Source organism: Hydrogenophaga aromaticivorans, assembly GCF_013387465.1.
GTDB lineage: Bacteria > Pseudomonadota > Gammaproteobacteria > Burkholderiales > Burkholderiaceae_C > Hydrogenophaga > Hydrogenophaga aromaticivorans.
On the sequence record NZ_VYGV01000001.1, the window covers coordinates 41,110 to 67,455 of the forward strand.

Genomic DNA, 26,346 nt, shown 5'->3' on the forward strand with positions numbered 1-26,346 from the left:
CCCGTGTCGCGCCGCCCATACTCTGCCGCTGCGAATCCACTCCGCCCGGCATGACCCCCACCATTCCACCGACCGACAAAGCCCTGCCCCGCTCGCTGTGGGCGTTGATGATGGGCAACTTCGTCATCGGCACCGGGGTCATGGTGGTGCCCGGCACGCTCAACGACATCAGCGCCTCGCTGAACGTGTCGATTCCCCAGGCCGGCCAGCTCATCACCGCGGCCGCCATCCTGATGGGCCTGGGCGCGCCCGCTTTCGCCACGCTGGTGGCGGGCTGGGACCGGCGTCGCCTGCTCACGCTCTCGTTGGTGTGGTACGCCCTGCTCACCGGCATCTGCGCACTGGCGCCGAACTACGCCACGCTGTTGCCGCTGCGCGTGCTCGCCGTCATCGCACCCGCCGTCTTCACGCCCCAGGCCGCCGCCAGCGTGGGCCTGCTGGTGTCTCCGGCCCAGCGCGGTCGCGCCATCACCTTCGTGTTTCTGGGCTGGTCGGTGGCTTCGGTCATGGGCATGCCGCTCTCGGCCTGGATCGGTGGCACGCTGGGCTGGCGCTGGGCGTTTGGCCTGGTGGCCTTGATGTCGCTGGCCAGCGCGGCCTGGGTGTGGCGCGAAATGCCCGACGGCATCCGCCCGGCGGCGCTGTCGCGCCAGGCCTGGGGACAGACCCTGGGCTCGGCGCCCCTGATGCTCGCCGTGGGCGTCACGCTGCTTTCGGCCTTCGGCCAGTTCACGCTGTTTTCCTACTTCGCACCCTACTTTTTCCAGACCCTCGGCCTGGGCGGCGGTGCGCTCTCGCTGATGTTCCTGTGGTTTGGCGCCTTTGGTCTGGCCGGCAACGTGGGGCTTTCGCGCTGGATCGACGGCATCGGTGCGCCACGCGCCGTGCTGCTCACGCTCGGCGCCATGGTGCTGAGCCTGCTGCTCTGGCCGCTGGGTCAGGCGGGCATCTGGCAACAGGCGCTGGTGCTGGTGCCCTGGGCACTGGGCTGCTTCGCCTGCAACTCGGCGCAGCAGGCCCGGCTGGTCCACCTCTCGCCAGCCTTGGCCCCGGCCACGGTCGCGCTCAACACCTCCGCCATGTACGGCGGACAGGCGCTGGGGGCAGCGCTGGGTGGTCTCCTGATCGCGCAAGGACACATGCTGCGCCTGCACCAGGTGGGTCTGGTGGTGTTGATCCTCGCGATGGCCCTGAGCGTGTGGGCCGCACGACTCCACAAGAGCCCGCCCTTCAGGTGAGAACAAGGCGCAGTGCCGCTGACAGTGCAGAAGCACGGCAAGGCGATGCAACGCCGTTATCGCCTGAAGGGCGGGCTCTTGTCAGAAGCGCTCGTACCCCAGCAGGTACCGCCACTCACCGACCGGCAGCCCTGTGAGGGCGACGCGGCCCATGCGCAGGCGCCGGACCGCCACCAGCTGCAAGCCCGCCCGTTCACACAGGTGCTCCACCTGGCCCGGCCGCGTGCCCTTGATGGCCAGGCGCAGGCGGTGTTCGCTCTGCCAGCTGGCGCGCGCCGAGGGCAGGCTCCAGCCGTCAAAAAACAAGGCCTTGCCGATCGACTTCAACACCGCTTCGCGCCGGACTTCGTCGTCCAGCTCAGGATCGGCCGCCACCTCGACCAGCCACTCGTGTTCGAGCTGCGCCGAATCGGCCGAGATCTTGCGCGCCACGCCGGGGTTCTGGGTGAACACCATCAGGCCACTCATGGGAGTGGACAACGGGGCCACGGGCAGCAGCTTGTGACGGTGGGCCTTGAGCGGGCGCACGCCCGAACGGTCGCCCTTGAAGCGGGTGGCGTTGGTGAAGAGTTCGGCCGCCAGCGCATCGGGCAAGGGCGAGACATCCGGCAGCGCCCGGCCCGCGGGCTTGTGCCAGATCAGCGTCACGGAATCCAGCGACTCCAGCTTGGCCTTGGGGTCCAGCGCCACGGTCTGGCCGTCGTGCACCCGCGCCATGGGTTCTTCAACCACCGCGCCGTCCACGCGCACCCACCCTCCGGCGATGTAGCGTTCGGCATCGCTGCGCGAACAGGGCAGCTGTGCGGCCAGGCGTTTGGCCAGGCGTTGGGGTTCGGACCGGCCGGTATCGGACATGGGCGCGTTCAGGACGAGAACAGGAAGTTCATCACGTCGCCATCCTTGACGACGTATTCCTTGCCTTCGGCCCGCATCTTGCCGGCGTCTTTCGCGCCCTGTTCGCCCTTGTAGGTGATGAAATCGTCAAAGGCGATGGTCTGGGCGCGGATGTAGCCCTTCTCGAAGTCGGTGTGGATCACGCCGGCCGCCTGCGGGCCGGTGTCGCCCACGTGGATGGTCCAGGCGCGCACTTCCTTCACACCGGCGGTGAAGTAGGTTTGCAGGCCCAGCAGCTTGTAGGCGGCGCGGATCAGGCGGTTCAGGCCCGGTTCGGTCTGGCCCAGCTCCTGGAGGAATTCGAGCCGGTCGGCGTCATCCATCTCGGAGAGTTCGGCCTCGATCTTGGCGCAGATGGCGACCACGGGCGCTTTCTGTTTGTCGGCGAATTCGCGCAGGCGGTCGAGGAAGGGGTTGTTCTCGAAGCCGTCTTCGGCCACGTTGGCGACAAACATGGCCGGCTTGGCCGTGATCAGGAAAAACTGCTTGAGCAGCGGCAGCTCTTCCTTGCTGAAGTCGATGCTGCGCACCGGTTTGGTGTCGTTGAGTGCCGCCTGGCATTTCTCCAGGATCGCCACCAGCTTGATCGATTCCTTGTCGCCCGAACGCGCGGTCTTCTGCACGCGGTGCAAGGCCTTCTCCACCGCGGCCAGGTCGGCCAGGCAGAGCTCGGTGAGGATGACTTCGATGTCGGCGATCGGGTCCACCTTGTTGGCGACGTGGATCACGTTCGGGTCTTCGAAGCAGCGCACCACGTTGACGATGGCGTCGGTCTCGCGGATGTGGGCCAGGAACTTGTTGCCCAGGCCTTCACCGGTGCTGGCACCGGCCACCAGGCCGGCGATGTCCACGAACTCCACGATAGCCGGCACCACGCGCTCGGGCTTGACGATCTCCGACAGCTGGGCCAGGCGCGGATCGGGCACCTCCACCACACCGGTGTTGGGCTCGATGGTGCAGAAGGGGTAGTTTTCGGCGGCGATGCCGGCCTTGGTCAGGGCGTTGAAAAGGGTGGACTTGCCCACATTGGGCAGGCCCACGATGCCGCATTGGAGGCTCATGGGGGACTTTCGGGTCGATCGGGGAAACCGGTGATTTTAGCGGGGCAGGCTGTTTCGGCGCCGCCAATGCCCTCGCGCGGGCAGCGGGGTCAATCGAAGCGCCAGTCGGCCGACACGCTCTGACCCACACGCAACAGCTGGCCGTCGCCCGCCAGCACGATCGCGTTCATGCCGAAGGTGACGGCGCCGTTCAGGCGCGGGTCGGCGCGGTAGGTCTGCAGGGTGTCGCCCACCAGCGGCGAAGCGGTGGCGGTGACCGGGTCGATGTTGGGGATCGGACAGCGCGCACAGGGTTTCACGGGTTCCATGACGGCGACGCCCTCATCCGTGGCGATGTGCATGGGCCCGAGGCGGTCTTCGTCGTGCGCCTCCACACCACCGAGCACGATGTTGGGGCGAAACCGCCGCCCCTCCACCGCCGCGTGGCCGGCCCGCGCCAGCCGCGCATTGAGTTCGTCCAGCGAGGCCGTGCTGGTCACGAGCACACCAAAACCGTCGGCGAACTGGGTGGTGGACTCGCGCCCTCCGGTCCATTTCAGGCTGCACAGGCGGCGCACCGCGGGGTCGAAGCGCGCCAGGCGCAGGCGCTTCAGGTCGACCGGCGCGTCCGGCCCCAGGAAATCGCTGAACCACTGCGCCGCCACGTCGCCCATGTCGTAGGCGTCGACTTCGTCGTCCCAGACCCGCACGCGCAGCGGTGCTTCGGCGGCGTCCAGCGCCAGGTGCAGCGCCAGCATGCCGGGCGCACGCAGCACCAGCTGGCCCAGCTTGAACGCCGGCTGGATCAGCGCCATGCGCGGCAGTTCGCGCTGGGTGACGAATGTGCCCTGCCCGTCCACCACCATCCAGCTGCGGTCGTAGGCCAGCCCGGTTTCCGTCAACTCGGCTTCGTTGAGCGAGATGCCGGCGCAGGACTTCACCGGATAGATCCAGAGCTGGTCGATGCGGGCGGTCACGTCGGTGGGTGTGGTCATGGCGGGTGCGGCGGTCGGTAGAGGCCGGTGCGGACGGGGGTTTTGGCGGAGCGAATCGGGCGCATTGTGCCCTGCTCCTAAAATCCCGCCATGTCGCCCACTTCCCACCGTTCCTCTGCCCACCGGCGTTTTGACGTCACCATCCGGGGCGGCGGCGTGGTCGGGCACACCCTGGCGCTCTTGCTCGCCCGCGATCGGCTGCGTGTGGCCCTGGTCAGTGCCCCGCGCCCGGCGACCGGCATGCCCGATGTGCGCGCCTACGCGCTCAACACCGCGGCACGCGACCTGTTGCGCTCGGTGCGCGCCTGGCCCGAAGACAGCGCCGCGCCCGCCGGCAGCCCCTTGTCCGAAACCGGCGTCCCGACCGTGACGCCGGTGAGCGGCATGCAGGTCTTTGGCGACCACGGCGGAGCCCTTCAGTTTTCAGCGGTCGACCAGGGCAGCGAGGCGCTGACCTGGATCGTGGACGTGCCGGCGCTGGAACAACGGCTGGCCCATGCCGTGCATTTCCAGAGCGGCATCGAGTGCCTGACGGAAGCCCCGCCCGCTGCGCTCACGGTGATCTGCGAAGGCAAACGCAGCGCCACCCGCGACGAACTCGGGCTGACCTACGAGGTCCGCCCCTATCCGCACAAGGCCGTGGCCGCCCGCCTGCGCTGCGCCCAGCCACACGGCGGCGTGGCACGCCAGTGGTTCCAGAACGGCGAGATCATGGCCCTGCTGCCGCTGGAGGGGCCGCAAGGGAACTCTGTGGCGCTGGTGTGGTCACTGGAAGCACAGCAGGCCGATCACTGGCTGGCGGCCGCGCCCGAAGCGCTGGCGCAAGCGGTGCAGACGCGGTGTGCGCAGGTGCTTGGCGAGATGCAACTGGAAAGCCCGGCCCAGGCCTGGCCCCTGGAGCTCTCCAAAGCCCAACGCTGGATCGCCCGCACGCCCCAGGGCGGCGTGGTGCTCGCGGGCGATGCGGCGCACGCCATGCACCCGCTGGCTGGACAGGGACTCAATGTGGGCCTGGCCGATGCCGCCGAACTGGCCCGCGTGCTGCACGGGCGCGAGTACTGGCGCGAGCTGGGCGACCTGAAGCTGCTGCGTCGCTACGAGCGCGCGCGGCAGGCCGATGTGAACGCCATGGGCTGGGTGACCGATGGCCTGTTTGGGCTGTTCGCCCAGACCGACAGCCGCGTGATGGCCCTGCGCAACTGGGGCATGACGGGCGTGGATCGCCTCGGCCCGCTGAAACACTGGCTGGCCCGCCAGGCCATGGGGCAGGCGGGCTGATGCCAGCCCTGCCGACTTTTTAACCTTGAACGCCCTCGGGCCACTTTATGAAACTCGCCAAGATCCCCCTGCTCGCGCTGCTCGCTGCGCTGTCGCTGAGCGCGTTCGCGCAGGAAGCCACCATCCGCAAGAACCTGGCCGAACGCCTGCCCAAGCTGCCTGCCATCGATGAAATCACCAAGACGCCGATGCCCGGCCTCTACGAGGTGCGCATCAACCACAGCGACATCTTCTACACCGACGAAAAAGGCGACTTCCTGATCCAGGGCTCGCTGATCGACACCAAGGCCCAGCAGGACCTGACCGAACAGCGGGTTGAAAAGCTCACCGCCATCGCGTTCAAGGACCTGCCGCTCAAAGACGCCTTCACCATCGTGCGTGGCAATGGCAAACGCAAGATGGCCGTCTTCGAAGACCCGAATTGCGGCTACTGCAAGCGCTTCGAACGCGACCTGGTCAAGATCGACAACGTCACGGTCCACGTCTTCCTCTACCCCATCCTCAGCGCCGACTCGGGCGAAAAGTCGCGCAACATCTGGTGCGCCAAGGACAAGGGCAAGGCCTTCCTCGACTGGATGGTCAAGGACATGACGCCGCCCGACGCGAAATGCGATGCCGCTGCCGTGGCCCGCAACTTCGAGTTCGGTAAAAAGGCCCGAATCACCGGCACCCCCACCATCATCTTTGCCGACGGATCGCGCGTGCCGGGCGCCATCGGCGCCGACCGCGTCGAGAAGCTGCTCGCCGAAGCCAAGCCCTGATCGGCGCGCTGGATGAGCACAGCGCCGGACCGTTTCCAAGCCAGCTCGCACTGCAGCCCGCAGAAGGTACGCCAGTGACCGCGCCGGTGCTGCACGACCCGAACGACACCGCCCTGGTGCGGACCCTGGGCCATGCCGGCCTGATCCCCTTTGTGCTGCTGGCCGCCCTGCTCTGGCTGGTGGATACCGCATTGCAGGCCTGGGTGGCGATCGCGCTGGCCGCCTACGCCGCGCTGATCGCGTCATTCTTGGGCGGGGTGCACTGGGGCATTGGCTGGCTGGCCAGCCGGCATGCGGCGGCCCTTGCCGAGCGCCCGCACCACGCCCAGCGCAACCACTTTCTCTGGGGCATCGTGCCCTCGCTGCTGGCCTGGCCCGGTGTGCTCATGCCCCCGTTCGCCGGTCTGGCCTGGCTGGGCTTCGTGCTGGTGCTGAGCTACCTGGCCGACCGCACGCTCTACACCCGCGCCGGCCTGCAGGCCTGGCTGACCCTGCGCTTCCGCCTCTCGGCGGTGGCCGCGCTCAGTTGTTTTGTGGGCGCTGGCGCCCTGTGAACGGACTTCCATGAACCTCCCCCGTCGGACCTCCCCGCGCGCCCAAGCGGTCTCCACAGCCGCAACGAAGCCCACCGTCCGCTACCGCGTCGAGGTGCTGAGCCCGCAAGCCCACCTGTTCGCCATCACATTGGAGATCGATCACCCGGCACCACGGCAACGCCTGAGCCTGCCGGTGTGGATTCCCGGCAGCTACCTGGTGCGCGAGTTCTCTCAGCACCTGCAGCACCTGCAGGCCACCCAGGGCGGTGAACCCGTGCCGCTGCGCCAGCTCGACAAGAACAGCTGGCAGGTGATGGCCGATGCCGGCCACCCGCTCGTGCTGCACTACGAGGTCTACGCATTCGACGCCTCGGTGCGCACCGCCTTCCTCGACAGCACCCGTGGTTTCTTCAACGCCACCAGCCTGTGCCTGCGCGTCAACGGGCAGGAAGACCAGGCGCAAGGCCTGGAAGTTGTTCCCGGACAGGCACCCGCGGACTGGCGGGTCGCCACCGGGCTGGCCAGCACCGATGTGGATGGCGCCGGCTTCGGCCACTACACCGCTCAGGACTACGACGAACTCGCCGACTGCCCGGTGGAGCTGGGCAGCTTCTGGAGCGGCGAGTTCGTGGCCCACGGCGTGCCCCACCGCTTCGTGGTCAGCGGCGCGGGCGGCTGGTTCGACGGCGCACGCCTGCTGGCCGACACGCGCCGCATCTGCGAAGCCCAGATCGGCTTCTGGCACGGCACCGGCGGCGAAGCACCGTTCAAAAGCTACCTCTTCATGATGCACGCCAGCGGCGAAGGCTACGGCGGGCTGGAGCACCGCAATTCCACGGCGCTGATCTGCCAGCGCACCGACCTGCCGAAGCTGTTGGTCAAGGATGAAAAGCCTCCGGCGCTGAAAGCCACCGACGGCTACACCACCCTGCTCGGCCTGATCAGCCATGAATATTTCCACACCTGGAACGTCAAGCGCCTGCGCCCGGCCGAGTTCAAGCGTTACGACTACGACCAGGAAAACTACACCGAGCTGCTCTGGTTCTTCGAAGGCTTCACCAGCTACTACGACGACCTGATCCTGCGACGCGCCGGCCTGATCGACGACGCCACCTACCTCCAGCTGGTGATGAAGACCTTCAACCAGGTGCAGCAGACGCCCGGCCAGCAGGTGCAGACCGCCGCCCAGGCCAGCTTCGACGCCTGGATGAAGTACTACCGCATCCACGAAAACACGCCCAACGCCACGGTGAGCTACTACACCAAGGGTGCGCTGGTGGCGATGTGCTTCGACCTCACGCTGCGCGCCGAGGGCCACAGCACGCTCGACGCCGTGATGCGCGAACTCTGGGCGCAAACCAGCGGTGGTCCGATGAAAGAAGCCGATTTCGCGCGCGCGCTCAAGCGCCTGGGCGGACGAGCCTTCGACCGCGAACTGCGCGACTGGGTGCACGGCACGTCCGACCTGCCGGTGCTGCCCCTGCTGCAGCAACACGGCGCCAAGGTCCACCACGACAAGGCGCCGCTGGCCCAGCAACTGGGTCTGCGCGTGAGCGAATCCCACGGCCTCGTGCTCAAGAACGTGCTGCGCGGTGGCGCGGCCGAGGCGGCGGGCATGGCCGCGGGCGACGAGTGGCTGGGGGTGGAGTTCGCGCCGCCCAGGCGTGGCCAGCCGGCGGAAGCCTGGCGCATTCACAAGCTGGACGAAGTGGCCCAGTTGCGCGGCCAGCGCCAAAAGCTCACCGCCCTCGTCTCGCGCGACAAACGCCTGCTGCGCTGCCCTCTGGAATGGCCGACACCGACACAAGCGGTGCGCTTGACGGTGGGCGACGCCAGCCTGCTCAAGCCCTGGCTGGCCTCGGCGGCCTGACCAGCGGCGGAGCGTGGGGGAGGCTAATTACTTCGGCCGCAAATCCACCACGCGCTTCGCCTTGCCCTGGCTGCGCTCCACGCCGCCCTCGGGCTTGAGCACCACCTCGACGCTGCTGCCCACGAACACCTTCACCTCGTGGCGCAGACGCTCGGCGGCGGTGCGCGCCTCGATGCTCTCGGGCACAAGCCCCGGGCGCGTTTCGACCACCACCGACAGGCAGTCCATGTGGCTTTCGCGCGTGAGCACACACTGGTAGTGCGCGCTGAGCTCGGGCCGCTTCAGGATCAGCTCCTCGATCTGAGTCGGAAAGACGTTGACGCCGCGCACGATCATCATGTCGTCGCTGCGGCCGGTGATCTTTTCCATGCGGCGCATGGTGCGCGCCGTGCCCGGCAGCAGCCGCGTGAGGTCGCGCGTGCGGTAGCGGATGATGGGAAGCGCCTCCTTGGTCAGGCTGGTGAACACCAGCTCGCCCATCTCGCCGTCGGACACGGGTTCACCGGTTTCGGGGTGGATGATCTCGGGGTAGAAATGGTCTTCCCAGATGGTCGGGCCGTCCTTGGTTTCGACGCACTCGTTGGCCACGCCCGGGCCCATCACCTCCGACAGGCCGTAGATGTCCACCGCGTCGATGTCCATGCGGGCCTCGATCGCCACGCGCATGTCGTTGGTCCAGGGCTCGGCGCCGAAGATGCCGATGCGCAGGCTGCTCTCGCGCGGGTCCAGACCCAGGCGCTCGAACTCGTCGGCGATGGCCAGCATGTAGCTCGGTGTGACCATGATGATGTCGGGCCGGAAGTCCTGCATCAGCTGCACCTGGCGCTCGGTCTGGCCGCCGCCGAAGGGCACCACCGTCAGGCCCAGCTTCTCGGCGCCGTAATGCGCGCCCAGGCCACCGGTGAACAGGCCGTAGCCGTAACTCACGTGCACCATGTCGCCCGGCCGCGCGCCGCTGGCGCGGATGCTGCGCGCCACCACGTTGGACCAGGTGTCGATGTCCTTCAGCGTGTAGCCCACCACCGTCGGCTTGCCGGTCGTGCCGCTGCTGGCGTGGATGCGCGCGCAGCGCTCGCGCGGCACAGCGAACATCCCGAAGGGGTAGCTGTCGCGCAGGTCTTTCTTGGTCGTGAAGGGGAATTTGGCCAGGTCGGCGAGCGAACGGCAGTCGTCCGGGTGTACGCCGGCTTCGTCGAACTTGGCCTTGTAGACCGGCGAGTTCGCGTAGGCGTGGCGCAGCGTGCCCTGCAGGCGCTTGAGTTGCAGCGCACGCAGCTCGTCAATGCTGGCTTTTTCGATCGGTTCCAGCGCGAAGTGGTTCATGCCTGCACCTCTTCGGGAAAGACCTGCCCGGGAATCACCGCACTCTTGCCTCTGAACATCGCGATCACCTCACCCTTCTGGTTGGTGACCCGCATGTCGTAGATGCCGTGCCGGCCCTGCAGCACCTGCTCCTGGCCCTCGCAGGTGAGCACGTCACCGTCGTGCCCGGGCTTGAGGAACTCGATGCTGCAACCCGCCGCCACCGCGTTCTTGTTGTAGCTGTTGCAGGCGTAGGCGAAGGTGGTGTCGGCCAGCGTGAAGATGAAGCCGCCATGGCAGATCTGGTGGCCGTTGAGGTGCAGCGTCTTGACGGCCATGCGCAGCACGGCGCGCCCGGGCCCGACGCTGACCAGTTCGATGCCCATGGTCTCGCGGGCCGCCACGTCCACGGCGAACATGGATTCACCGACCTTGGCGGCGCGTTCTTGCGGCGTCATGCTCATTCAATCCCCCTTGAACTGCGCCGGGCGCTTCTGACGGAACGCCATCACACCCTCGATGTAGTCGTGTGTGGCGCCCAGCGCCGACTGCGTGTCGCGCTCCACGTCGAGCTGCTGGTTCAGCGTGCGGGTGCCGGCGTCGCGCAACAGGGCGCGCGTGGCGACCAGCGCCTTGGTGGGCATCACGGCCAGCTTCTCCGCCATGGCCAGCGCGGCGGCCAGCGGATCGTCCTGCACGTCCCAGATCATTCCCCACTCTTTCGCCTGCGCGGCGGGCAGCTTGTCGCCCGTCATGGCCAGCGCCATGGCGCGCGCCAAACCCAGACGCTCCACCAGGAACCAGCTACCGCCAGCGTCCGGGATCAGCCCGATCTTGCTGAACGCCTGGATGAAACTCGCGCCGGGTGCGGCGATCGCGATGTCGCAGGTCATGGCCAGCGAGGCGCCCGCGCCCGCGGCCACGCCGTTGACGGCGGCGAGGACCGGAAAACGCAGCGACTGGATGCGCCGCGCCGTCGGATTGAAGGCCTGGTCGATCACCGGACCGGGGTCGGCGCGTTTGACCAGATCGGGGCCGGGCTCGAAGTCGAACTCGGCCAGGTCGGCACCGGCACAGAAGCCACGGCCCGCACCGGTGATGACCATGGCGCGGATCACCGGGTTGGCCTCGGCGCGGTCCAGCGCGGCCCACAACTCGCGGTGCATCTGGCGTGTGAAACTGTTGAGGGCGTCCGGGCGGTTGAGCGTGACAAGGGCGACGGCGCCACGCTCTTCGTAGAGAACGGTGCTGCCCGCGGCGGGTGCGTTCATGGGTGTCTGTCTCCTGGCGCCGTCGTTCCGCAGCGCTGGTGGTGGGATGGGAACGGCAATCTACCATTAACCGACCCATCGGTCGGTTAATGTTTTCCCTTGGGTGGCCCGGTATCGGACGGCCCGCTATAGTTGACGTTTACGTCAATCATCACACACCACCCGAGGAAACACCATGAGCGAAACCGCCACCCCCGAACTGATCACCGTGCGCACCGAAGGCCGCGTGGGCGTCATCACCCTGAACCGCCCCAAGCAGCTCAACGCGCTGAACGACCAGCTGATGACCGAACTGGGCGCAGCGCTCCAGGCGTTTGATGGCGACGAAGGCATCGGCTGCATGATCATCACCGGCAGCGAAAAGGCCTTTGCCGCGGGTGCCGACATCGGCGCCATGGCCACCTACACCTTCGCCGACGTCTACAAGGGCGACTACATCACCCGCAACTGGGAAACCATCCGCAGCGTGCGCAAGCCGGTGATCGCCGCGGTCAGCGGTTTCGCCCTGGGTGGCGGCTGCGAGCTGGCCATGATGTGCGACTTCATCATCGCCGCCGACAACGCCAAGTTCGGCCAGCCCGAGATCAAGCTCGGCATCATCCCCGGCGCCGGTGGCACGCAGCGCCTGCCGCGCGCCGTGGGCAAGGCCAAGGCCATGGACATGGCCCTGACCGGCCGCATGATGGACGCCATCGAGGCCGAACGCGCCGGGCTGGTGAGCCGCGTGGTGCCGCTGGACAAGCTGATGGACGAGGCCCTGGGCGCTGCGCTCATGATCTGCGAGTTCTCGCAGCCCAGCGTGATGGCCGCCAAGGAATGCGTGAACCGCGCCTTCGAAGGCGGACTGGCCGACGGCGTGATGTTCGAGCGCCGCCTGTTCCATGCGCTGTTCGCCACCGCCGACCAGAAAGAAGGCATGGACGCCTTCGTGAACAAACGCAAGGCGGTGTTCCAACACCAGTGAGCGCCTTGTTGGGACTCACACAGGCTGTAACAAGGCACCCGGTGGCACCGGCGTATAAAAGGCTTCGGCTCCACGCCTCTGGCAAGCGATGACCGTCGTGGTCTGAGCCCGGCGGGCGTGGATCGCGCCGATCCACTCCAGGAGACCCCCATGACCACACGCCGACGTTTCATTTTCATGATTCCCGCCTCCGGGGCCGTGTTGGCAACGGCCTGCTCGGACCAGGCAACACCACCCCCCGCTGCAGCGCCCGAGGCGGCTCCCGCCGCGGCCCCGATGGCCGCCCCACCCGCACCCGAGCCCGCCGCTCCACCGGCGGCGCCACAAGCCAGCGGCAGCGCCCCCATGCTTGACGAGGCGGACCCCGCTGCCGTGGCCCTCGGTTATGTCGCGGACACGACCCGGGCCGACAAGACCAAATACCCCAACCACGCCGACAGCCAGTCCTGCGCCAATTGCGGTCTGTACCAGGGCACCGCGGGCGCGGACGCCGGGCCTTGCCCGCTGTTCGCGGGCAAGCAGGTGGCGGCCCAGGGCTGGTGCGCCTCGTACGTGAAAAAGCCGGCCTGATCGCGCGTTGCGCTGGCCGCGCTCTTTTTCGGGGTTTGAATTGGGCTACAATGCCGACCGCGTTGGCGATATAGCTCAGTTGGTTAGAGCGCAGCATTCATAATGCTGATGTCGGTGGTTCAAGTCCACCTATCGCCACCAAAGTTTCAAAAAGCGGACCCCGGCGACGGTGTCCGCTTTTTTCTTGCCCGGCCCATTTCCCCACCGTCCATGGCCATCAAATCCACCATCTTCAAGGCGAACCTGCAAATCGCAGACATCGACCACGGCTACTACGCCGACCACGCGCTCACGCTCGCCCGCCATCCCAGCGAGACCGATGAACGCATGATGGTGCGGCTGGTGGCGCTGGCCATTCACGCCCACGAGCTGCAGGACACCTGCCATGGCGACGGCACGCTGGCCTTTGGCGCCGGCCTGTCCGACCCGGAAGACCCCGATGTGTCGCTGACCGACTTCACCGGTCGCAAACGCATCTGGATCGAGGTCGGCCAGCCCGAAGACAAGCCCATGGCCAAGGCCTGCAGCAAGGCCGACGCGGTGTTCGTCTACGCCTTCGGCTCGGCGGCCGATGTGTGGTGGCGCGGCATCGAGACCAAGCTGACCCGGCTCGACAAGCTGCAGGTCTGGCGCCTGCCGACCGAGGCCGCCCCGGCCCTGGCGGCGCTGGCCGAACGCAGCATGCAGCTGCAGGCCACGATCCAAGAGGGCGAGATCACGCTCTCCAGCACGCAGGGCAGCGTGCACATCGTTCCGCTGCGCTGGAAATAAACCGCCCCGGCAGAGCCTGTCCATGCGCTGCCCGGTCTGTGAACACGACGCCGCGCATCCCTTCCAGACGGTGGGCCCGCGCCACTACTGGCGCTGCCCCACCTGCAGCTGTACTTTTCTGCAACCCGACCAGCGGCCCGGCCCGGCGGCGGAGCAGGCCGAGTACCGGCTGCACCAGAACCACCCCGGCGATGCGGGCTACCGCCGCCACTTGGAGCAGCTGACCGGCCCGCTGCTGCAGCGCCTGCCCCCGGCCCAGTCGGGCCTGGACTTCGGCTGCGGACCGGGCCCGGTGCTGCCCGACCTGCTGCGCGACGCCGGACATGCGGTGGCGCTGTACGACCCGTTTTTCCACCCCGACGACACCACGCTTACCACGCGCTACGACTTCGTCACCTGCACCGAAGTGGTCGAGCACTTCCACCACCCGGCCGATGAGTTCCGACGCCTGCAGGGGCTGCTGAAGCCCGGCGGCTGGCTCGGCGTGATGACCCGCTTCCAGACCGACGACGCGCGTTTTGCCCAGTGGCACTACCGCCGCGATCCGACGCATGTGGTGTTCTACCGGGAAACCACGCTGCGCTGGCTGGCGCAGCACCACGGCTGGTTGTGTGAAATTCCCGGCCCCAACGTCGCGCTGCTGCACAAGCCGGTGGACTGACCCCAACAGTGTTCAACCGCCGTGCTTGCCCGGCGTCCAGCCCTGGTCGCCCAGCGCCTGCTGCGCCAGCTGCTGCGGCGCGGCCTCCAGCGGCGTGGCCAGCGTGTCGTTCCAGCGGTTGAGGAAAGCGAACATCGCGATCACGCCCAGCATTTCGACGATTTCGCCCTCGCTCCAGTGCCGCTGCAGCGTCGCGAACTGTTCGTCGGTCACCGCGTTGGGCTGGGCGGCTGCGGCCAGCGCAAAGTCCAGCGCCAGGCGCTCGCGCTCGTTGTAGTGCGGGCTGCTGGCGTACTGCCAGATGTCGGCCAGCTTGGCATCGCTCACGCCAAAGTTCTTCGCGCCCAGCAGCGTGTGGGCCTGGCAGTAGCGGCAGCCCGAGACCTGGCTCACCACGTGGCCGATGAGGCGGCGAAAGCCCAGGTCCACGTCACCCGCCGGGTCCATCACGGCGGCGTTCATCACCGCCAGCGCCTGGGCCAGCTTGGGCCGGCGCTGCATGGTCAACACGCTGTTGGGCGTGAAGCCCAGCGTGCCCAGGAAGAAGTCGAAGTGTGGCTGGAGTTCGGGCGTGGTTTCGGGCGGCAAGGGTTGCAGGCGGGCCATGGTGTCTCCGGTCAAACGGGTTTTTCACTGTACGCGAACGACCGGCTGCGTGAGACAATCGCAGCCCCACCCGTTCCGGGTTTTCCCTTGTCCCAGCCTCTGGATCTAAACCATGAACCGCTGCCTTGCCTCCCGCTTCCGCGCCACCCGCCGCGCCGCTGCCCTTGCACTTGGCCTGCTGGCCTTCGGTCTGGCGCCTGCGGCCCTGGCCCAGAACCAGCCGCGCCCCTTTCCGGCCAACGCCCTGCGCGGCGCACTGGTCGTGGTGCAGCCCCCCGTGATCCAGCTGGACGGCAAGTCCGCACAGCTCTCGCCAGGCGCCCGCATCCGGGGCACCAACAACATGCTGTTGATGTCGGGCAGCCTGTTGAATCAGGAACTGCTCGTGAACTACACCGTGGAGCCCAACGGCCTGGTGCACGACGTCTGGATCCTGACCGAAGCCGAAGCCGCCGAGAAGCGCAAGCGCGCCGGCGAATAACCCCAAGCAACCAGCAAAGGCCCCGCCAGGCGCACCGCGGAACCGGCTTCGCCGGGCCGCCAGTGCGGTCCCCCTTCCAGGGGGAAGCCGCGCAGCGGCGCAGGGGGTGATCACAGCATGTCCAAAAAAGTCTTTATCAAAACCTTCGGCTGCCAGATGAACGAGTACGACTCGGACAAGATGGCCGACGTGATGAACGCGGCCGAAGGCTACGAGCCCACGCAGGACGTCAACGAGGCCGACCTGATCCTGTTCAACACCTGCTCGGTGCGCGAGAAAGCTCAGGAAAAGGTGTTCTCCGACCTCGGCCGCGTGCAGCACCTGAAGAAAAAGGGCGTGCTGATCGGCGTCGGTGGTTGCGTGGCCAGCCAGGAAGGCGCCGAGATCATCAAGCGCGCGCCCTATGTGGACGTGGTGTTCGGTCCGCAGACCCTGCACCGCCTGCCCGAGCTGCTGGCCCGGCGCGAGCGCCAGTCGCGGCCCCAGGTCGACATCAGCTTCCCCGAGATCGAGAAGTTCGACCACCTGCCGCCCGCGCGGGTCGACGGCTGCAGCGCCTTCGTGTCGATCATGGAAGGTTGCTCCAAATATTGCAGCTACTGCGTCGTGCCCTATACCCGCGGCGACGAGGTCAGCCGCCCGTTTGAGGACGTGCTGGTGGAGATCGCCGGTCTGGCCGATCAGGGCGTGCGCGAGGTCAACCTGCTGGGCCAGAACGTCAACGCCTACCGCGGCAAGATGGGTGACACGGCCGAGATCGCCGACTTCGCGCTGCTGCTCGAATACGTGGCCGACATCCCCGGCATCGAGCGCATCCGCTACACCACCAGCCATCCCAACGAGTTCACGCCGCGCCTGATCGAGGCCTACGCGAAGATCCCGAAACTGGTGAACCACCTGCACCTGCCGGTGCAGCACGGGTCGGACCGCATCCTGATGGCCATGAAGCGCGGCTACACCGCCATGGAATACAAGAGCACGGTGCGCAAGCTGCGCGCGATCCGCCCCGATCTGGCCATGAGCAGCGACTTCATCGTCGGCTTCCCCGGCGAAACCGAAGAAGACTTCAGCAAACTGATGAAACTGATCGACGATGTGGGCTTCGACATCAGCTTCAGCTTCATCTTCAGCCCGCGCCCGGGCACACCGGCCGCCAACCTGCCCGATGACACGCCGCACGACGTGAAGCTCAAGCGCCTGCAGCACCTGCAGGCCACGGTGGAAGCCAACGTGGCGCGCATCAGCGCCAGCCGGCAGGACACGGTGCAGCGCATCCTGGTCGAAGGGCCGTCGCGAAAATCCACGGCCGAGGTGCCCGAGCTCATGGGCCGCACCGAATGCAACCGCGTGGTCAATTTCGCCGCCGGACCGAACGCCGCCCGTCTGGTGGGCCAGATGATCGACGTGCGCATCACCGAAACCTTTGCGCATTCGCTGCGCGGTGAAGTGATGGTGAGCGAAACCGCATGAGCCTGCACCCGGCCGTTCCGAAAGGGGCTCGCACCGCGGCCCGCCGGGCGAAGGTCCTCCCATGAGCGCCGCCCGGCCGTTCCGAAAGCGCTCAGCCCCGCAGTGCACAGCGCGGAGGGCTGTCCCGTGAGCGCTCCCTTGACCCGGGGCACCCTGTGTTGAAAGCCACGCTGCGGTTTTCCTTCCCCCAGTTGCTGCTGGTGGCCTTCGTGCTGATCGGCGCGCTGCTGGGCGCGGCCGCCGTGCGCACGCTGTTTTCGCTCGACACGATCATGGCGCAGAGCCGGGAGAGCACCACCCAGGCGATCGCGCTGAGCACCGCGGCCCAGTCGCTCAGCGAGCGCAGCCTGACCATGGAGCGGGCCGCCCGCCAGGCGCTGGTGCTGGGCGACCGCCAGCTGCGGCAGCGTTTTGAGGAAGCGGCCGGCCACGCCAGGGACATCCTGCGCCGGCTCGAAAGCAACGAACTGCCGCCCGAGTTTTCGCGACAGTGGCTGCAACAGCTGAGCGACGTCGAGGCGCTGCTGGACGGTTCACCGGAAACCGCGCTCGACCGCGAGCGTGCCGTGGCCCGCGCCTTCCGCGAGCTGGACGGCCACAGCGCAGCGATTGCCCAGCAGGTCCAGGCCATCATCGGCAACCGCAACGACGCGCTGCAGGACCGGGTCGAGAAAAGCCGCCGGCAGCTGACACAACAGGTGCTGGGCTCCATCGCCCTGGCCGCGGTGATGGCGCTGGGTTTCGGCGTCTGGCTGGCCCGGCCGTTCCAGCGGCTGGAGAAAGCCATTGTGGGTCTGGGCGAGAACCGGCTCGACCTGCCGATCGACATCCCCGGTCCGCCCGATGTGCGGCGGGTCAGCCAGCAGCTGGAGTGGCTGCGCCTGCGGCTCACCGAACTCGACGCCGACAAGGCCCGCTTCCTGCGGCATGTTTCGCACGAACTCAAGACGCCGCTGGCCTCGCTGCACGAGGGCGTGGCGGTGCTGGGCGACGGTGTGGCCGGGCCGCTCAGCCCCAGCCAGGCCGAGGTGGTGAGCATCCTGCAGCACAACACCCAGCTGCTGCAACACCAGATCGAGGCGCTGCTGCGATTCAACGCCGCGGCTTTTGAAGCCCGCCAGCTCAAGCGCGAACCCACCGACCTGCTGGCCCTGGTGGAAGACCAGATCGAAGCCCAGCGCCTGCGCTGGCAGTCGCACCAGCTCAACGTGCGCGCCGAAGGTCCGTCGATGGTGTTGCCCGTGGATCGCGAAAAGGTGGCCTCGGCCATTGGCAACCTGTTGTCGAATGCGATCCGTTTTTCCCCCCAGGGCGGACTGGTCCGCCTGGTGCTGCAGGACGACGCCGGCCGGGCATGTCTCGACGTGATCGACCAGGGACCGGGCGTCGCAGAAGCCGACCGCGACCGCGTTTTTGAACCGTTTTACCGGGGAGAACGCCAGCCAACGGACACCGTGAGGGGCACCGGCATCGGCCTGTCCATCGTGCACGAGTACATTGGAGCGCACGGCGGCCGAGTCCAGCTGCTGCCCGCGCGCAACGGCGCCCATTTCCGCATCGAATTGCCCCATGCCAGTTGATACCTTCCAGCGAGCGTTCCGCCGCGTCCACCTGAAGACCCGGTCCCGTCGCGTCGCCCTGTGCCTGAGCGCTGCCGTGTGCCTGAGCGCCTGCGCCACACCGGAACCCGCTCCCGCACCACCGCCGGTCCCCGCCATCGATCAGCCCACAGCACCCGCCACGACGGCGGAGACCACCGCACCGGTGCCAATGCCTCCCGCGCTGGCCGCCGGGGACCGGGACAGCCGGCCCGCCGGGGACGCCTCCGCGCCGCCGCCCCTGGAGTCGATGCTCGCCTACGCCGACCGCCTGCGGAGTCTGCCGGCGAACGAGCTGGCAAACGAGCTGGCCGCACTCGGCGATCCCGGCAACCTGCCGGTGCGCCAGTTCCAGCTCGCACTGGTGTTGATGCACAGCCACCAGCCGGCCGACACGGCCCGCGCGCTCGGACTGCTGCAGCGGGTCATGGCCCACCCGGCCCCGGAGAGTGCGCCCCTCAAGCCGCTGGCCCGTCTGCTGGCCGCCCGCCTGCTCGATCAGCGTCGCCTGGAAGACGGCGTGGAACGGCAGTCGCAGCAGCTTCGCGACAGCCAGCGCCGCATCGAGGTGCTGAACGAACGGCTCGAAGCCATGCGCGCCATCGAACGCAGCCTGACACCGCGCGGTGCCGGGCGCCTGTCGAGTCCATGAACACGCCGGTCAGCCCGTCATCCCCGATGCCTGCCGCGGCGCGCGCCCGCCTGCTGGTGGTGGACGACGACGCCGACATGCTGCGCCTGCTGTCGATGCGGCTGGGCGCGGCGGGGTACCAGGTCACGGCGGTCGGTTCGGCCGAAGCCGCGCTGAGCCAGCTCGACATCGAGCGCCCGCAGCTGGTCCTGTCGGATGTGCGCCTGCCCGGGCGCGACGGCCTGGCCCTGTTCGACGAGATCCGGGCGCGCCACCCTTCGCTGCCGGTGATCCTGCTCACGGCGCACGGCACCATCCCGGATGCGGTGGAGGCCACGGCGCGGGGTGTCTACGGCTACCTCACCAAGCCCTACGAAGCCCGGGAACTGCTGGAAAAGATCGCCCAGGCCCTGGCACTCAGCGCCCCGGCAAGCCCCAGCCACCCCGCCGACGAACAGTGGCGCGCCGAGATCGTCAGCCGCTCCAACCGCATGGCCGATCTGCTGGCCGAGGCCCGCATGGTCGCCCAGTCCGACGCCAGCGTGCTGCTGCGCGGCGACAGCGGCACCGGCAAGGAAGTGCTGGCGCGGGCGATCCACCGGGCCAGCCCGCGCGCCAGACGGCCCTTCATCGCGGTCAACTGCGGCGCCATCCCCGAGGCCCTGCTCGAATCCGAACTGTTCGGTCACATGAAGGGCGCCTTCACCGACGCGGTGGCCAACCACAAGGGCCTGTTCCAGGCCGCCGACGGCGGCACGCTGCTGCTGGACGAGATCGGTGACATGCCACCGGCCCTGCAGGTCAAGCTGCTGCGCGTGCTGCAGGAGCGCGCGGTGCGGCCCCTCGGGTCCAGCCAGTCGGTGCCGGTGGACGTGCGCATCATCTCGGCCACGCACCGCGACCTCGAAGCCGCGATGGCCATGGGCCAGTTCCGCGAAGACCTCTACTACCGGCTCAACGTCGTCACGCTGACCCTGCCCACCCTGGCCGAGCGGCGCGAAGACATCGCCCTGCTGGCCAACCACTTCCTGGCCAAACTGGCCGCCAAATACGGCAAGCGCAGCTCCGGCTTCGCCCCCGAGGCACTGAAGGCGCTGACGATGTCCGCCTGGCCGGGCAATGTGCGCCAGCTCTACAACGTGGTCGAACAGGTCTGCGCCCTGTCCACCACGCCCCTGGTGTCGCTGGCGCTGGTGCAGCGCGCCCTGCGCACACCTTCGGTCGAGGTGCTGAGCTTCGCCGACGCGCGTCAGCGCTTCGAGCGCGAATACCTCGTCGGACTGCTGAAAATGACCGACGGCAACGTGGCCGATGCGGCCCGACTGGCCCAGCGCAACCGCACCGAGTTCTACCGCCTGCTGCAAAAACACGCGCTCACGCCCGGTCTGTTCAAGAGCGATGCCGGCGCCGGTGCGGGCGCCGAACCCAGCGACCCTGTCGCCGATGTGTGACAACAAAAAACCGTTGATCTGAAACGGTTTTTTTTTCAACACCCGCCTGCCTGTCGCCGATCGACGACAAAAACAGGCCTCTTGGACCGCCCCAGTGACGCGAAACCGACCGCTCACATCAAAATCAACTCATAACCAATTGATTTAAAAGGATTTTTCAGAGCTGGCACAGGGTTTGCCCTTATCAAGGCATGCCCACCCCCTTTCAACCGTTTCCTGCGCCCCGCATCCAGCGCAGCCGATCCCTGCTGATCGCGCTGCTGGCCATGCTGGCCGCGGCTTCCACGCAAGCCCAGGGCTTTGACTGGAACACCCTCAGCCAGCTGGCCCGGACCCGCGCACAGGCGCCCTACAGCGCAAACAGCGACAAACTCCCCGCGGACCTCGCCGCCCTCGATTACGACCAGGTGCGCGACATCCGCTTCCGTCCCGAGCAGTCGCTCTGGCGCGCGGAAAAGCGGTCTTTCGAGACCCAGTTCTTCCACCTGGGCCTGTACCAGACACAACCCGTTCGCATCCACGAAATCACGCCCGAGGGCGTGCGGCACCTGTCCTACCGTGGCACCGATTTCGATTTCGGCCGCAACACCGTGGACGCCAAGGCCTGGGGCGACCTGGGCCATGCCGGTTTCCGCCTGCACTATCCGCTGAACGCCGGGGCCTACAAGGACGAGCTCGTCGCCTTCCTCGGTGCGAGCTACTTCAGGGCCCTGGGCGCCGGCCAGCAGTACGGCCTGTCGGCCCGTGGCCTCGCGATCGACACCGTGGGCGGCAGCGGCGAAGAATTCCCGCGCTTCACCGAGTTCTGGCTGGAACGCCCGGCGGCGGACGCGAAGCAGATCACGGTCTACGCCCTGCTGGAATCGCCGCGCAGCACCGGGGCCTACCGGTTCGTGCTGCGTCCGGGGACCCAGACCACCGTCACCGTGCACGCCCGGGTCTACCTGCGCCCGGGGTCGGCGCCGGTGAACACCCTCGGTCTGGCACCGCTGACCAGCATGTTCCTGTTTGGCGAGAACCAGCGCAGCGCCACCGACTTCCGTCCGGAAGTCCACGACTCGGACGGCCTGATGATGGTCACCGGGGACGGCGAGTGGCTGTGGCGCCCGCTGCAGAACCCGCGCCAGCTGGTGGTGAGTTCGTTCGCCATGCAACAGCCGCGCGGCTTCGGTCTGATGCAGCGCGACCGCAGCTTCGCCAACTACGAGGACGTGGAAGCCCGCTACGAGCGCCGCCCCAGCGCCTGGATCCAGCCGCTGGGCAACTGGGGTGCCGGCCGCGTGGAACTGGTGCAGTTGCCCACGCCCGACGAGACCCACGACAACATCGTCGCCTACTGGGTGCCCGCCACCCTGCCCACGCCCGGCGAACCTTTTGAATACGCCTACGAGCTGGCCTGGCAGGGCGACACGCAACAGCGCCCTCCGTCGGCCTGGGTCACCCAGAGCCGCCGCGGCTACGGCTACACCAAGCTGAGCGTCAGCGAACAGGCGCTTCAACCCCAGTACGTGCTCGACTTCGCCGGTCCGGCGCTGGAAGCCCTGCCTGCCGGCGCCCCGGTGCGCGCGGTGGTGAGCGCCGACACCAATGGCCGCGTCCTCGAAGCCCTGGCCTACCCCAATCCGGCCACGCGCACCTGGCGCGTGACCCTGCGCGTGGAACGCATCGACCCGAGCCGCCCGGTCGAGCTGCGCGCCTTTCTCCAACACCAGAACGACACCCTGAGCGAAACATGGACACAACTACTCCTGCCCGAGTGACCGCCCCCTTGAGTGGCCGCAGCCTGCTGCGTGAAGAACGCCACCCGAACGCGGTGACGGCCCCGCCGGTGAACCGCGGGTCCATGGCGCCGCGCCCCTGGCGGGGCTTCTGGAACAGCATCGGCACCGCCGTGCTGGCCAGCGCCAGCCGGTTGCTGCCACCGCGCACGCCCAAGGTGCGCCCCAGCGGCCTCCCGAAACCACAGGCCTGGGAAATCGCGGCCAACCGGCGCCGCACGGTGTTCGTGATGTTGACGCTGCTGAGCACGGTGCTGGCCGCCAGCCTGTACATCACCGCCCAGCCGGACGATGAACACACCTGGCTGCAATCGGCCCAGCTGGTGCTGTTCGCCGTGTTGTCCGCCTGGGTCGTCACCGGCTTCGTGACCGCACTCATGGGTTTCTGGGTGCTGCTGCGCGGCGACCGCCACACCCTCACCGCGGCCTCGGTGCGCGATCACGCGCTGAACCCCGACGCGCGCACCGCCATCATCATGCCCATCTGCAACGAAGATGTGGCCACCGTGTTCGCCGGTCTGCGCGCCACCTGCGAATCGTTGATCGGCACCAGCCACGCCAAGCAGTTCGACGTCTTCGTGCTGTCCGACAGCTACGACCCCGCCATCGCCGCGGCCGAGCGCAGCGCCTGGGAAGCCTTGCGCGCGGCCCTGGCCGAGCAGCCCGGCCACCCACCGATCGAGGTGTACTACCGCCTGCGCAAGCGCCGGACCCACCGCAAGGCGGGCAACGTGGCCGACTTCTGCCGTCGCTGGGGTAAGGACTACGACTACATGGTGGTGCTCGACGCCGACAGCGTCATGAGCGGTAGCTGCCTGGTGTCCATGGTCAAGCTGATGGACGCGAATCCGAGCGCCGGCATCATCCAGACCGCCACCCAGGCCATCGGTCACGCCACGCTGCACGCGCGCGCACAGCAGTTCGGTTCGCGCGTCACGGGCCGTCTGTTCACCCTCGGCATGCAGTTCTGGCAGCTCGGTGAATCGCACTACTGGGGCCACAACGCCATCATCCGTGTCGAACCCTTCATGCAGCACTGCGCGCTGGCCCCGATCAAGGGCACGGGCGGCATGTCCGGCGGCATCATGTCGCACGATTTCGTTGAAGCGGCCCTGATGCGCCGCGCCGGCTACCACGTGTGGCTGGTGTCCGACCTCACCGGCAGCTACGAGCAGCAGCCGCCCGATCTGCTGAGCGAGCTGCAGCGCGACCGCCGCTGGTGCCAGGGCAACCTGCAGAACTCGCGCCTGATGGCCGAACCCGGCATCCACCGCGTGCACCGTTCCATGTTCGCCATCGGCGCCATGTCCTACCTGTCGGCGCCGATGTGGCTGGCCTTCCTGGCTTTCGGCACCGCCCTGTGCGTGGCCGACCCGAGCCAGCTGCCGGGCTGGTACGACTCGTCCAGCGAGCGCCTGGGTCTCTGGATCTGGACCCTGTGCCTGCTGTTCCTGCCCCGCGTGCTGGGCTTGCTGGCGGTGTTCCTCAAGGGCGAACAAAAAGGTTTCGGCGGCGCGGGCATCCTGCTGTCCAGCGCACTGCTGGAGAGCGCCCTGGCCCTGCTTCAGGCGCCCATCCGCATGGTGGCGCACTCGCTGTTCGTGCTGGTCGCCGTCACCGGCATCCAGCTCGACTGGAAGTCCCCGCCCCGGGAAGCGGTCGGCGTGGCCTGGCGCGGCGCGTTCGCCCAGCTGGCTCCGATCGCAGCCGTCATCGGCGTGCTGGTGTTCGGTGTGGCCTCGTTGAACATCGAAGCCCTGGTCTGGATGTTGCCGGTGACCCTGCCGTTGCTCCTGGCGGTGCCGTTCACCGTGGCCACCGGTCACGTTGCGCTCGGGTCCTGGATGCGCGCCCGAGGCGCCTTGCTGATCCCGGAAGAGTCGTGGTCACCGGCCGTGCTGCGCCGGGCCTGGCGCCACGCCTCGCGCCTGTCGCTGCTCAAGGCCGCCTGATCACCGGTGGCGAGCCGGGCGGAAGGCCCGGCCAGCGTTCAGGGCTTCGGTGATTTGAGATAGCGCTCGTCGGACCAGGTCGCCAGCCATTGCGGCGCAAAGGCCACGAAGATGGCGCTGAACATGCCCGTCAGAAAGGCGTCACCCCAGGCCATGAGCCAGCGCGCCACCAGCGCCTGCTCGTGTGGGGCTCCGCCGGCCCACTCGTGGGCAGTTTCCAGCAACACGCCCGACAGAAACACCGCCGCGGCGGTGCCGATAAAGCCCCGCCCCAGGGTGTAGACAAAAGGATTGGGCGGCAGCCAGCGGCGCAACAGCGCCCCGATACCCAGCGCCAGCGTGGCCGGCACCAGACCGATCCAGACCCATTGGGACAGCGCGGCAGCCGGATCCGAGTGGCCCAGCAGCCACACGGCCAGCACCACGCCCGAGAGCACCAGCACCGCCAGCGGCCAGCCCAGCATCAGGACCAGCAGACAGGCGCCCGAGAGCTGCACCTGAAGGCCTTGCGGCATCTTCTGCGGCAACAGCCAGAGCCAGGGCAACAGGGCGAGCGCAGCCAGCGCGGGCGTGAGCAAGGGGCCCGCCAGCATGCGCCAGGGGCGGAACCACAAGGCCATCACCGTGCAGGCCATAGCCAGCGCCATTTCGATACCAGTCAGCATGGGCAGGGAGTATGGGCCGCTGACCATGCCCCTCACTTGACTTCGGTCAACCCATGCCGGGCATCTTGGGCATGCCTTTCATGCCGCCCATGCGCTTCATCATCTTCATGAGGCCGCCGCCCTTCATCTTTTTCATCATGCCCTGCATCTGCTCGAACTCCTTGAGCAGGCGGTTGACTTCCTGCACCTGCACGCCGGCACCGGCGGCGATGCGGCGCTTGCGCGTGGCCTTGATGAGTTCGGGCCTGCTGCGCTCCCGGAGCGTCATGCTGCAGATGATGCCTTCCTTGCGCTTGATGTCCTTTTCAGCGCGGTCCATGTCCACCTGACCGGCCTTGGCGGTCATGGCGCTGGGCAGCTTGTCCATCAGACTGGAGAGCCCGCCCATCTGTTTCATCTGGCGGATCTGGTCGAGAAAATCGTTGAGGTCAAAGCCCTCTCCGCTCTTGACCTTGGCGGCCAGCTTCTGCGCCGCGGCCATGTCCACGCCGGCCGTGACCTGCTCGACCAGGGCCAGGATGTCGCCCATGCCCAGGATGCGGCCGGCGTGGCGCTCGGCGTCGAACACCTCCAGGCCATCGATCTTTTCGGACACACCGGCGAACTTGATCGGCACGCCGGTGACGCTGCGCACCGACAACGCCGCGCCGCCGCGGGAATCGCCGTCGAGCTTGGTGAGGATGATGCCGGTCAGCGGCAACGCATCCTTGAAGGCCTTGGCGGTGTTGATCGCGTCCTGGCCCTGCATGGCGTCCACCACGAAGAGCGTTTCCACCGGGTTGAGCACCGCGTGCAGTTCCTGGATCTCGCGCATCAGCGCTTCGTCGATCGCCAGGCGACCGGCCGTGTCGACCAGCAGCACGTCAAAGTAGTGCCGGCGCGCGTAGTCGATGGCGGCGCGCGCGATGTCCACCGGTTTCTGGTCGGGCGTGCTCGGGAACCACTCGGCGCCGGCCTGCGCGGTCACGGTCTTCAGCTGTTCGATGGCCGCCGGGCGGTAGACGTCACCCGAGACCGTGAGCACCTTCTTCTTGCGCTTCTCGATCAGGTGTTTGGCCAGCTTGGCGGTGGTCGTCGTTTTACCGGCACCCTGCAGGCCGGCCATCAGGATCACCGCCGGCGGCTGGGCCGCGAGGTTGATGTCCGACACGCCCTCGCCCATGGTGGCGGCCAGTTCGCGGTTGACGATGCTCACCAGCGCCTGCCCCGGCGAGAGCGAACCGATCACCTCCTGGCCCAGCGCCTTTTCTTTCACCCGGGCGATGAAGTCGCGCACCACCGGCAGCGCCACGTCGGCTTCCAGCAAGGCCATGCGCACCTCGCGCAACATGTCGGCGACGTTGCCTTCGGTGATGCGGGCCTGGCCGCGCATTTCCTTGACGATGCGTGAGAGGCGGTCTGAGAGGGCTGATGCCATGGTGTGCTCGGGTGTGCTGGTGGGCGCCGGGAAGGGCGGCGACGGGTCGGACGGAAGGCCCGCGCGTCCCGGATGGACTGGTCGGTACCCGGCGAACTCGGTCGGGGCAAGACCGTTAAACTGTGCGGATGATTTTAGCCGTGCCC

Annotated in this window: 25 protein-coding genes and 1 tRNA gene; 17 read left to right on the top strand and 9 right to left on the bottom strand. The window is 67.8% G+C overall.

Going from position 1 to position 26,346, the window contains the following annotated elements:
- Nucleotides 1-50 precede the first annotated feature (50 nt).
- Nucleotides 51-1,238 (top strand): MFS transporter, encoded by a 1,188-nt coding sequence (locus F3K02_RS00200; RefSeq protein ID WP_177131968.1) that lies wholly within the window; start codon nt 51-53, stop codon nt 1,236-1,238.
- Between the two features lie 81 nt (nt 1,239-1,319).
- On the opposite strand, the gene F3K02_RS00205 is transcribed toward F3K02_RS00200, so the two are convergent.
- The 3 genes from F3K02_RS00205 to F3K02_RS00215 all read right to left on the bottom strand — a co-directional run bounded on the left by F3K02_RS00205 (nt 1,320) and on the right by F3K02_RS00215 (nt 4,167).
- Nucleotides 1,320-2,093, bottom strand: a complete 774-nt coding sequence (locus F3K02_RS00205) for an RNA pseudouridine synthase (protein ID WP_177131971.1) — start codon at nt 2,091-2,093, stop codon at nt 1,320-1,322.
- 8 nt (nt 2,094-2,101) lie between these two features.
- A complete protein-coding gene (gene ychF / locus F3K02_RS00210) occupies nt 2,102-3,193 on the bottom strand; it encodes a redox-regulated ATPase YchF (protein WP_177131976.1) in 1,092 nt (363 codons plus the stop codon).
- Nucleotides 3,194-3,282: 89 nt separating this feature from the next.
- Nucleotides 3,283-4,167 carry an MOSC domain-containing protein gene (locus tag F3K02_RS00215; RefSeq protein WP_177131979.1) on the bottom strand — a complete coding sequence of 295 codons (885 nt, stop codon included), beginning with the start codon at nt 4,165-4,167 and terminating at the stop codon, nt 3,283-3,285.
- A 90-nt stretch (nt 4,168-4,257) separates the two neighbouring features.
- Here F3K02_RS00215 and F3K02_RS00220 point away from each other — a divergent pair, with 90 nt between their 5' ends.
- The 4 genes from F3K02_RS00220 (at nt 4,258) to F3K02_RS00235 (ending at nt 8,612) form a co-directional block, all read left to right on the top strand.
- Complete coding sequence (locus F3K02_RS00220; protein ID WP_177131982.1) at nt 4,258-5,445, top strand: FAD-dependent monooxygenase; 1,188 nt, start codon at nt 4,258-4,260, stop codon at nt 5,443-5,445.
- 47 nt (nt 5,446-5,492) lie between these two features.
- Entirely contained in the window at nt 5,493-6,206 is a 714-nt protein-coding gene (locus tag F3K02_RS00225; RefSeq protein WP_177131985.1) for a DsbC family protein, read from the top strand.
- A gap of 74 nt (nt 6,207-6,280) precedes the next feature.
- On the top strand, nt 6,281-6,760 hold the full coding sequence (locus F3K02_RS00230; RefSeq protein WP_343066926.1) for a DUF3429 domain-containing protein: 480 nt from the start codon (nt 6,281-6,283) through the stop codon (nt 6,758-6,760).
- Between the two features lie 10 nt (nt 6,761-6,770).
- Nucleotides 6,771-8,612, top strand: coding sequence for a M61 family metallopeptidase (locus F3K02_RS00235; protein WP_177131988.1), 1,842 nt, complete (start codon nt 6,771-6,773; stop codon nt 8,610-8,612).
- A gap of 27 nt (nt 8,613-8,639) precedes the next feature.
- Here the strand turns inward: F3K02_RS00235 and paaK are convergent, their stop codons facing one another.
- Genes paaK through F3K02_RS00250 form a run of 3 tightly spaced genes read right to left on the bottom strand, consistent with a single transcriptional unit; the run spans nt 8,640 to nt 11,185 of the window.
- Nucleotides 8,640-9,935, bottom strand: coding sequence for a phenylacetate--CoA ligase PaaK (paaK, locus tag F3K02_RS00240; RefSeq protein WP_177131991.1), 1,296 nt, complete (start codon nt 9,933-9,935; stop codon nt 8,640-8,642).
- Nucleotides 9,932-10,333, bottom strand: a complete 402-nt coding sequence (gene paaI / locus F3K02_RS00245; protein ID WP_425485555.1) for a hydroxyphenylacetyl-CoA thioesterase PaaI — start codon at nt 10,331-10,333, stop codon at nt 9,932-9,934. The genes paaK and paaI overlap by 4 nt, the downstream gene beginning before the upstream one ends.
- A 45-nt stretch (nt 10,334-10,378) precedes the next feature.
- Complete coding sequence (locus F3K02_RS00250; protein ID WP_177131996.1) at nt 10,379-11,185, bottom strand: enoyl-CoA hydratase-related protein; 807 nt, start codon at nt 11,183-11,185, stop codon at nt 10,379-10,381.
- A 175-nt stretch (nt 11,186-11,360) separates the two neighbouring features.
- Between F3K02_RS00250 and F3K02_RS00255 the strand changes: the two genes are divergently transcribed.
- The 5 genes from F3K02_RS00255 (at nt 11,361) to F3K02_RS00275 (ending at nt 14,151) form a co-directional block, all read left to right on the top strand.
- Nucleotides 11,361-12,149: an enoyl-CoA hydratase gene (locus F3K02_RS00255; RefSeq protein WP_177131999.1), complete on the top strand. Its 789-nt coding sequence runs from the start codon at nt 11,361-11,363 to the stop codon at nt 12,147-12,149.
- A 150-nt stretch (nt 12,150-12,299) separates the two neighbouring features.
- On the top strand, nt 12,300-12,719 hold the full coding sequence (locus tag F3K02_RS27925; protein WP_425485551.1) for a high-potential iron-sulfur protein: 420 nt from the start codon (nt 12,300-12,302) through the stop codon (nt 12,717-12,719).
- A gap of 64 nt (nt 12,720-12,783) precedes the next feature.
- Nucleotides 12,784-12,860, top strand: a tRNA-Met gene (locus F3K02_RS00265).
- 69 nt (nt 12,861-12,929) lie between these two features.
- Nucleotides 12,930-13,490 (top strand): YaeQ family protein, encoded by a 561-nt coding sequence (locus F3K02_RS00270; protein ID WP_177132006.1) that lies wholly within the window; start codon nt 12,930-12,932, stop codon nt 13,488-13,490.
- A 22-nt stretch (nt 13,491-13,512) separates the two neighbouring features.
- On the top strand, nt 13,513-14,151 hold the full coding sequence (locus F3K02_RS00275) for a class I SAM-dependent methyltransferase (RefSeq protein ID WP_177132009.1): 639 nt from the start codon (nt 13,513-13,515) through the stop codon (nt 14,149-14,151).
- 12 nt (nt 14,152-14,163) lie between these two features.
- On the opposite strand, the gene F3K02_RS00280 is transcribed toward F3K02_RS00275, so the two are convergent.
- Complete coding sequence (locus F3K02_RS00280; RefSeq protein ID WP_177132012.1) at nt 14,164-14,757, bottom strand: carboxymuconolactone decarboxylase family protein; 594 nt, start codon at nt 14,755-14,757, stop codon at nt 14,164-14,166.
- Between the two features lie 112 nt (nt 14,758-14,869).
- Here F3K02_RS00280 and F3K02_RS00285 point away from each other — a divergent pair, with 112 nt between their 5' ends.
- The 7 genes from F3K02_RS00285 to mdoH all read left to right on the top strand — a co-directional run bounded on the left by F3K02_RS00285 (nt 14,870) and on the right by mdoH (nt 24,118).
- The gene (locus tag F3K02_RS00285) at nt 14,870-15,238 is read left to right on the top strand and encodes a hypothetical protein (protein WP_246309035.1); all 369 of its coding nucleotides are present in this window, start codon (nt 14,870-14,872) and stop codon (nt 15,236-15,238) included.
- 117 nt (nt 15,239-15,355) lie between these two features.
- Complete coding sequence (gene miaB, locus F3K02_RS00290; protein ID WP_177132015.1) at nt 15,356-16,708, top strand: tRNA (N6-isopentenyl adenosine(37)-C2)-methylthiotransferase MiaB; 1,353 nt, start codon at nt 15,356-15,358, stop codon at nt 16,706-16,708.
- A gap of 158 nt (nt 16,709-16,866) precedes the next feature.
- Nucleotides 16,867-18,288, top strand: a complete 1,422-nt coding sequence (locus F3K02_RS00295) for a sensor histidine kinase (RefSeq protein ID WP_218179313.1) — start codon at nt 16,867-16,869, stop codon at nt 18,286-18,288.
- A complete protein-coding gene (locus F3K02_RS00300) occupies nt 18,278-18,958 on the top strand; it encodes a hypothetical protein (protein ID WP_177132021.1) in 681 nt (226 codons plus the stop codon). Before F3K02_RS00295 ends, F3K02_RS00300 begins: the two co-directional genes overlap by 11 nt.
- A complete protein-coding gene (locus F3K02_RS00305; RefSeq protein ID WP_246309037.1) occupies nt 18,955-20,388 on the top strand; it encodes a sigma 54-interacting transcriptional regulator in 1,434 nt (477 codons plus the stop codon). The genes F3K02_RS00300 and F3K02_RS00305 overlap by 4 nt, the downstream gene beginning before the upstream one ends.
- A gap of 191 nt (nt 20,389-20,579) precedes the next feature.
- Nucleotides 20,580-22,148, top strand: a complete 1,569-nt coding sequence (locus F3K02_RS00310; RefSeq protein ID WP_177132023.1) for a glucan biosynthesis protein G — start codon at nt 20,580-20,582, stop codon at nt 22,146-22,148.
- Complete coding sequence (gene mdoH / locus F3K02_RS00315) at nt 22,121-24,118, top strand: glucans biosynthesis glucosyltransferase MdoH (RefSeq protein ID WP_177132026.1); 1,998 nt, start codon at nt 22,121-22,123, stop codon at nt 24,116-24,118. The genes F3K02_RS00310 and mdoH overlap by 28 nt, the downstream gene beginning before the upstream one ends.
- 38 nt (nt 24,119-24,156) lie before the next feature.
- Here mdoH and F3K02_RS00320 read toward each other — a convergent pair whose 3' ends face one another.
- Together F3K02_RS00320 and ffh are read right to left on the bottom strand one after the other, a co-directional pair.
- Nucleotides 24,157-24,810 (bottom strand): hypothetical protein, encoded by a 654-nt coding sequence (locus F3K02_RS00320; RefSeq protein ID WP_246309039.1) that lies wholly within the window; start codon nt 24,808-24,810, stop codon nt 24,157-24,159.
- 19 nt (nt 24,811-24,829) lie between these two features.
- Complete coding sequence (gene ffh, locus F3K02_RS00325; RefSeq protein ID WP_177132029.1) at nt 24,830-26,200, bottom strand: signal recognition particle protein; 1,371 nt, start codon at nt 26,198-26,200, stop codon at nt 24,830-24,832.
- Nucleotides 26,201-26,346: the final 146 nt, after the last annotated feature.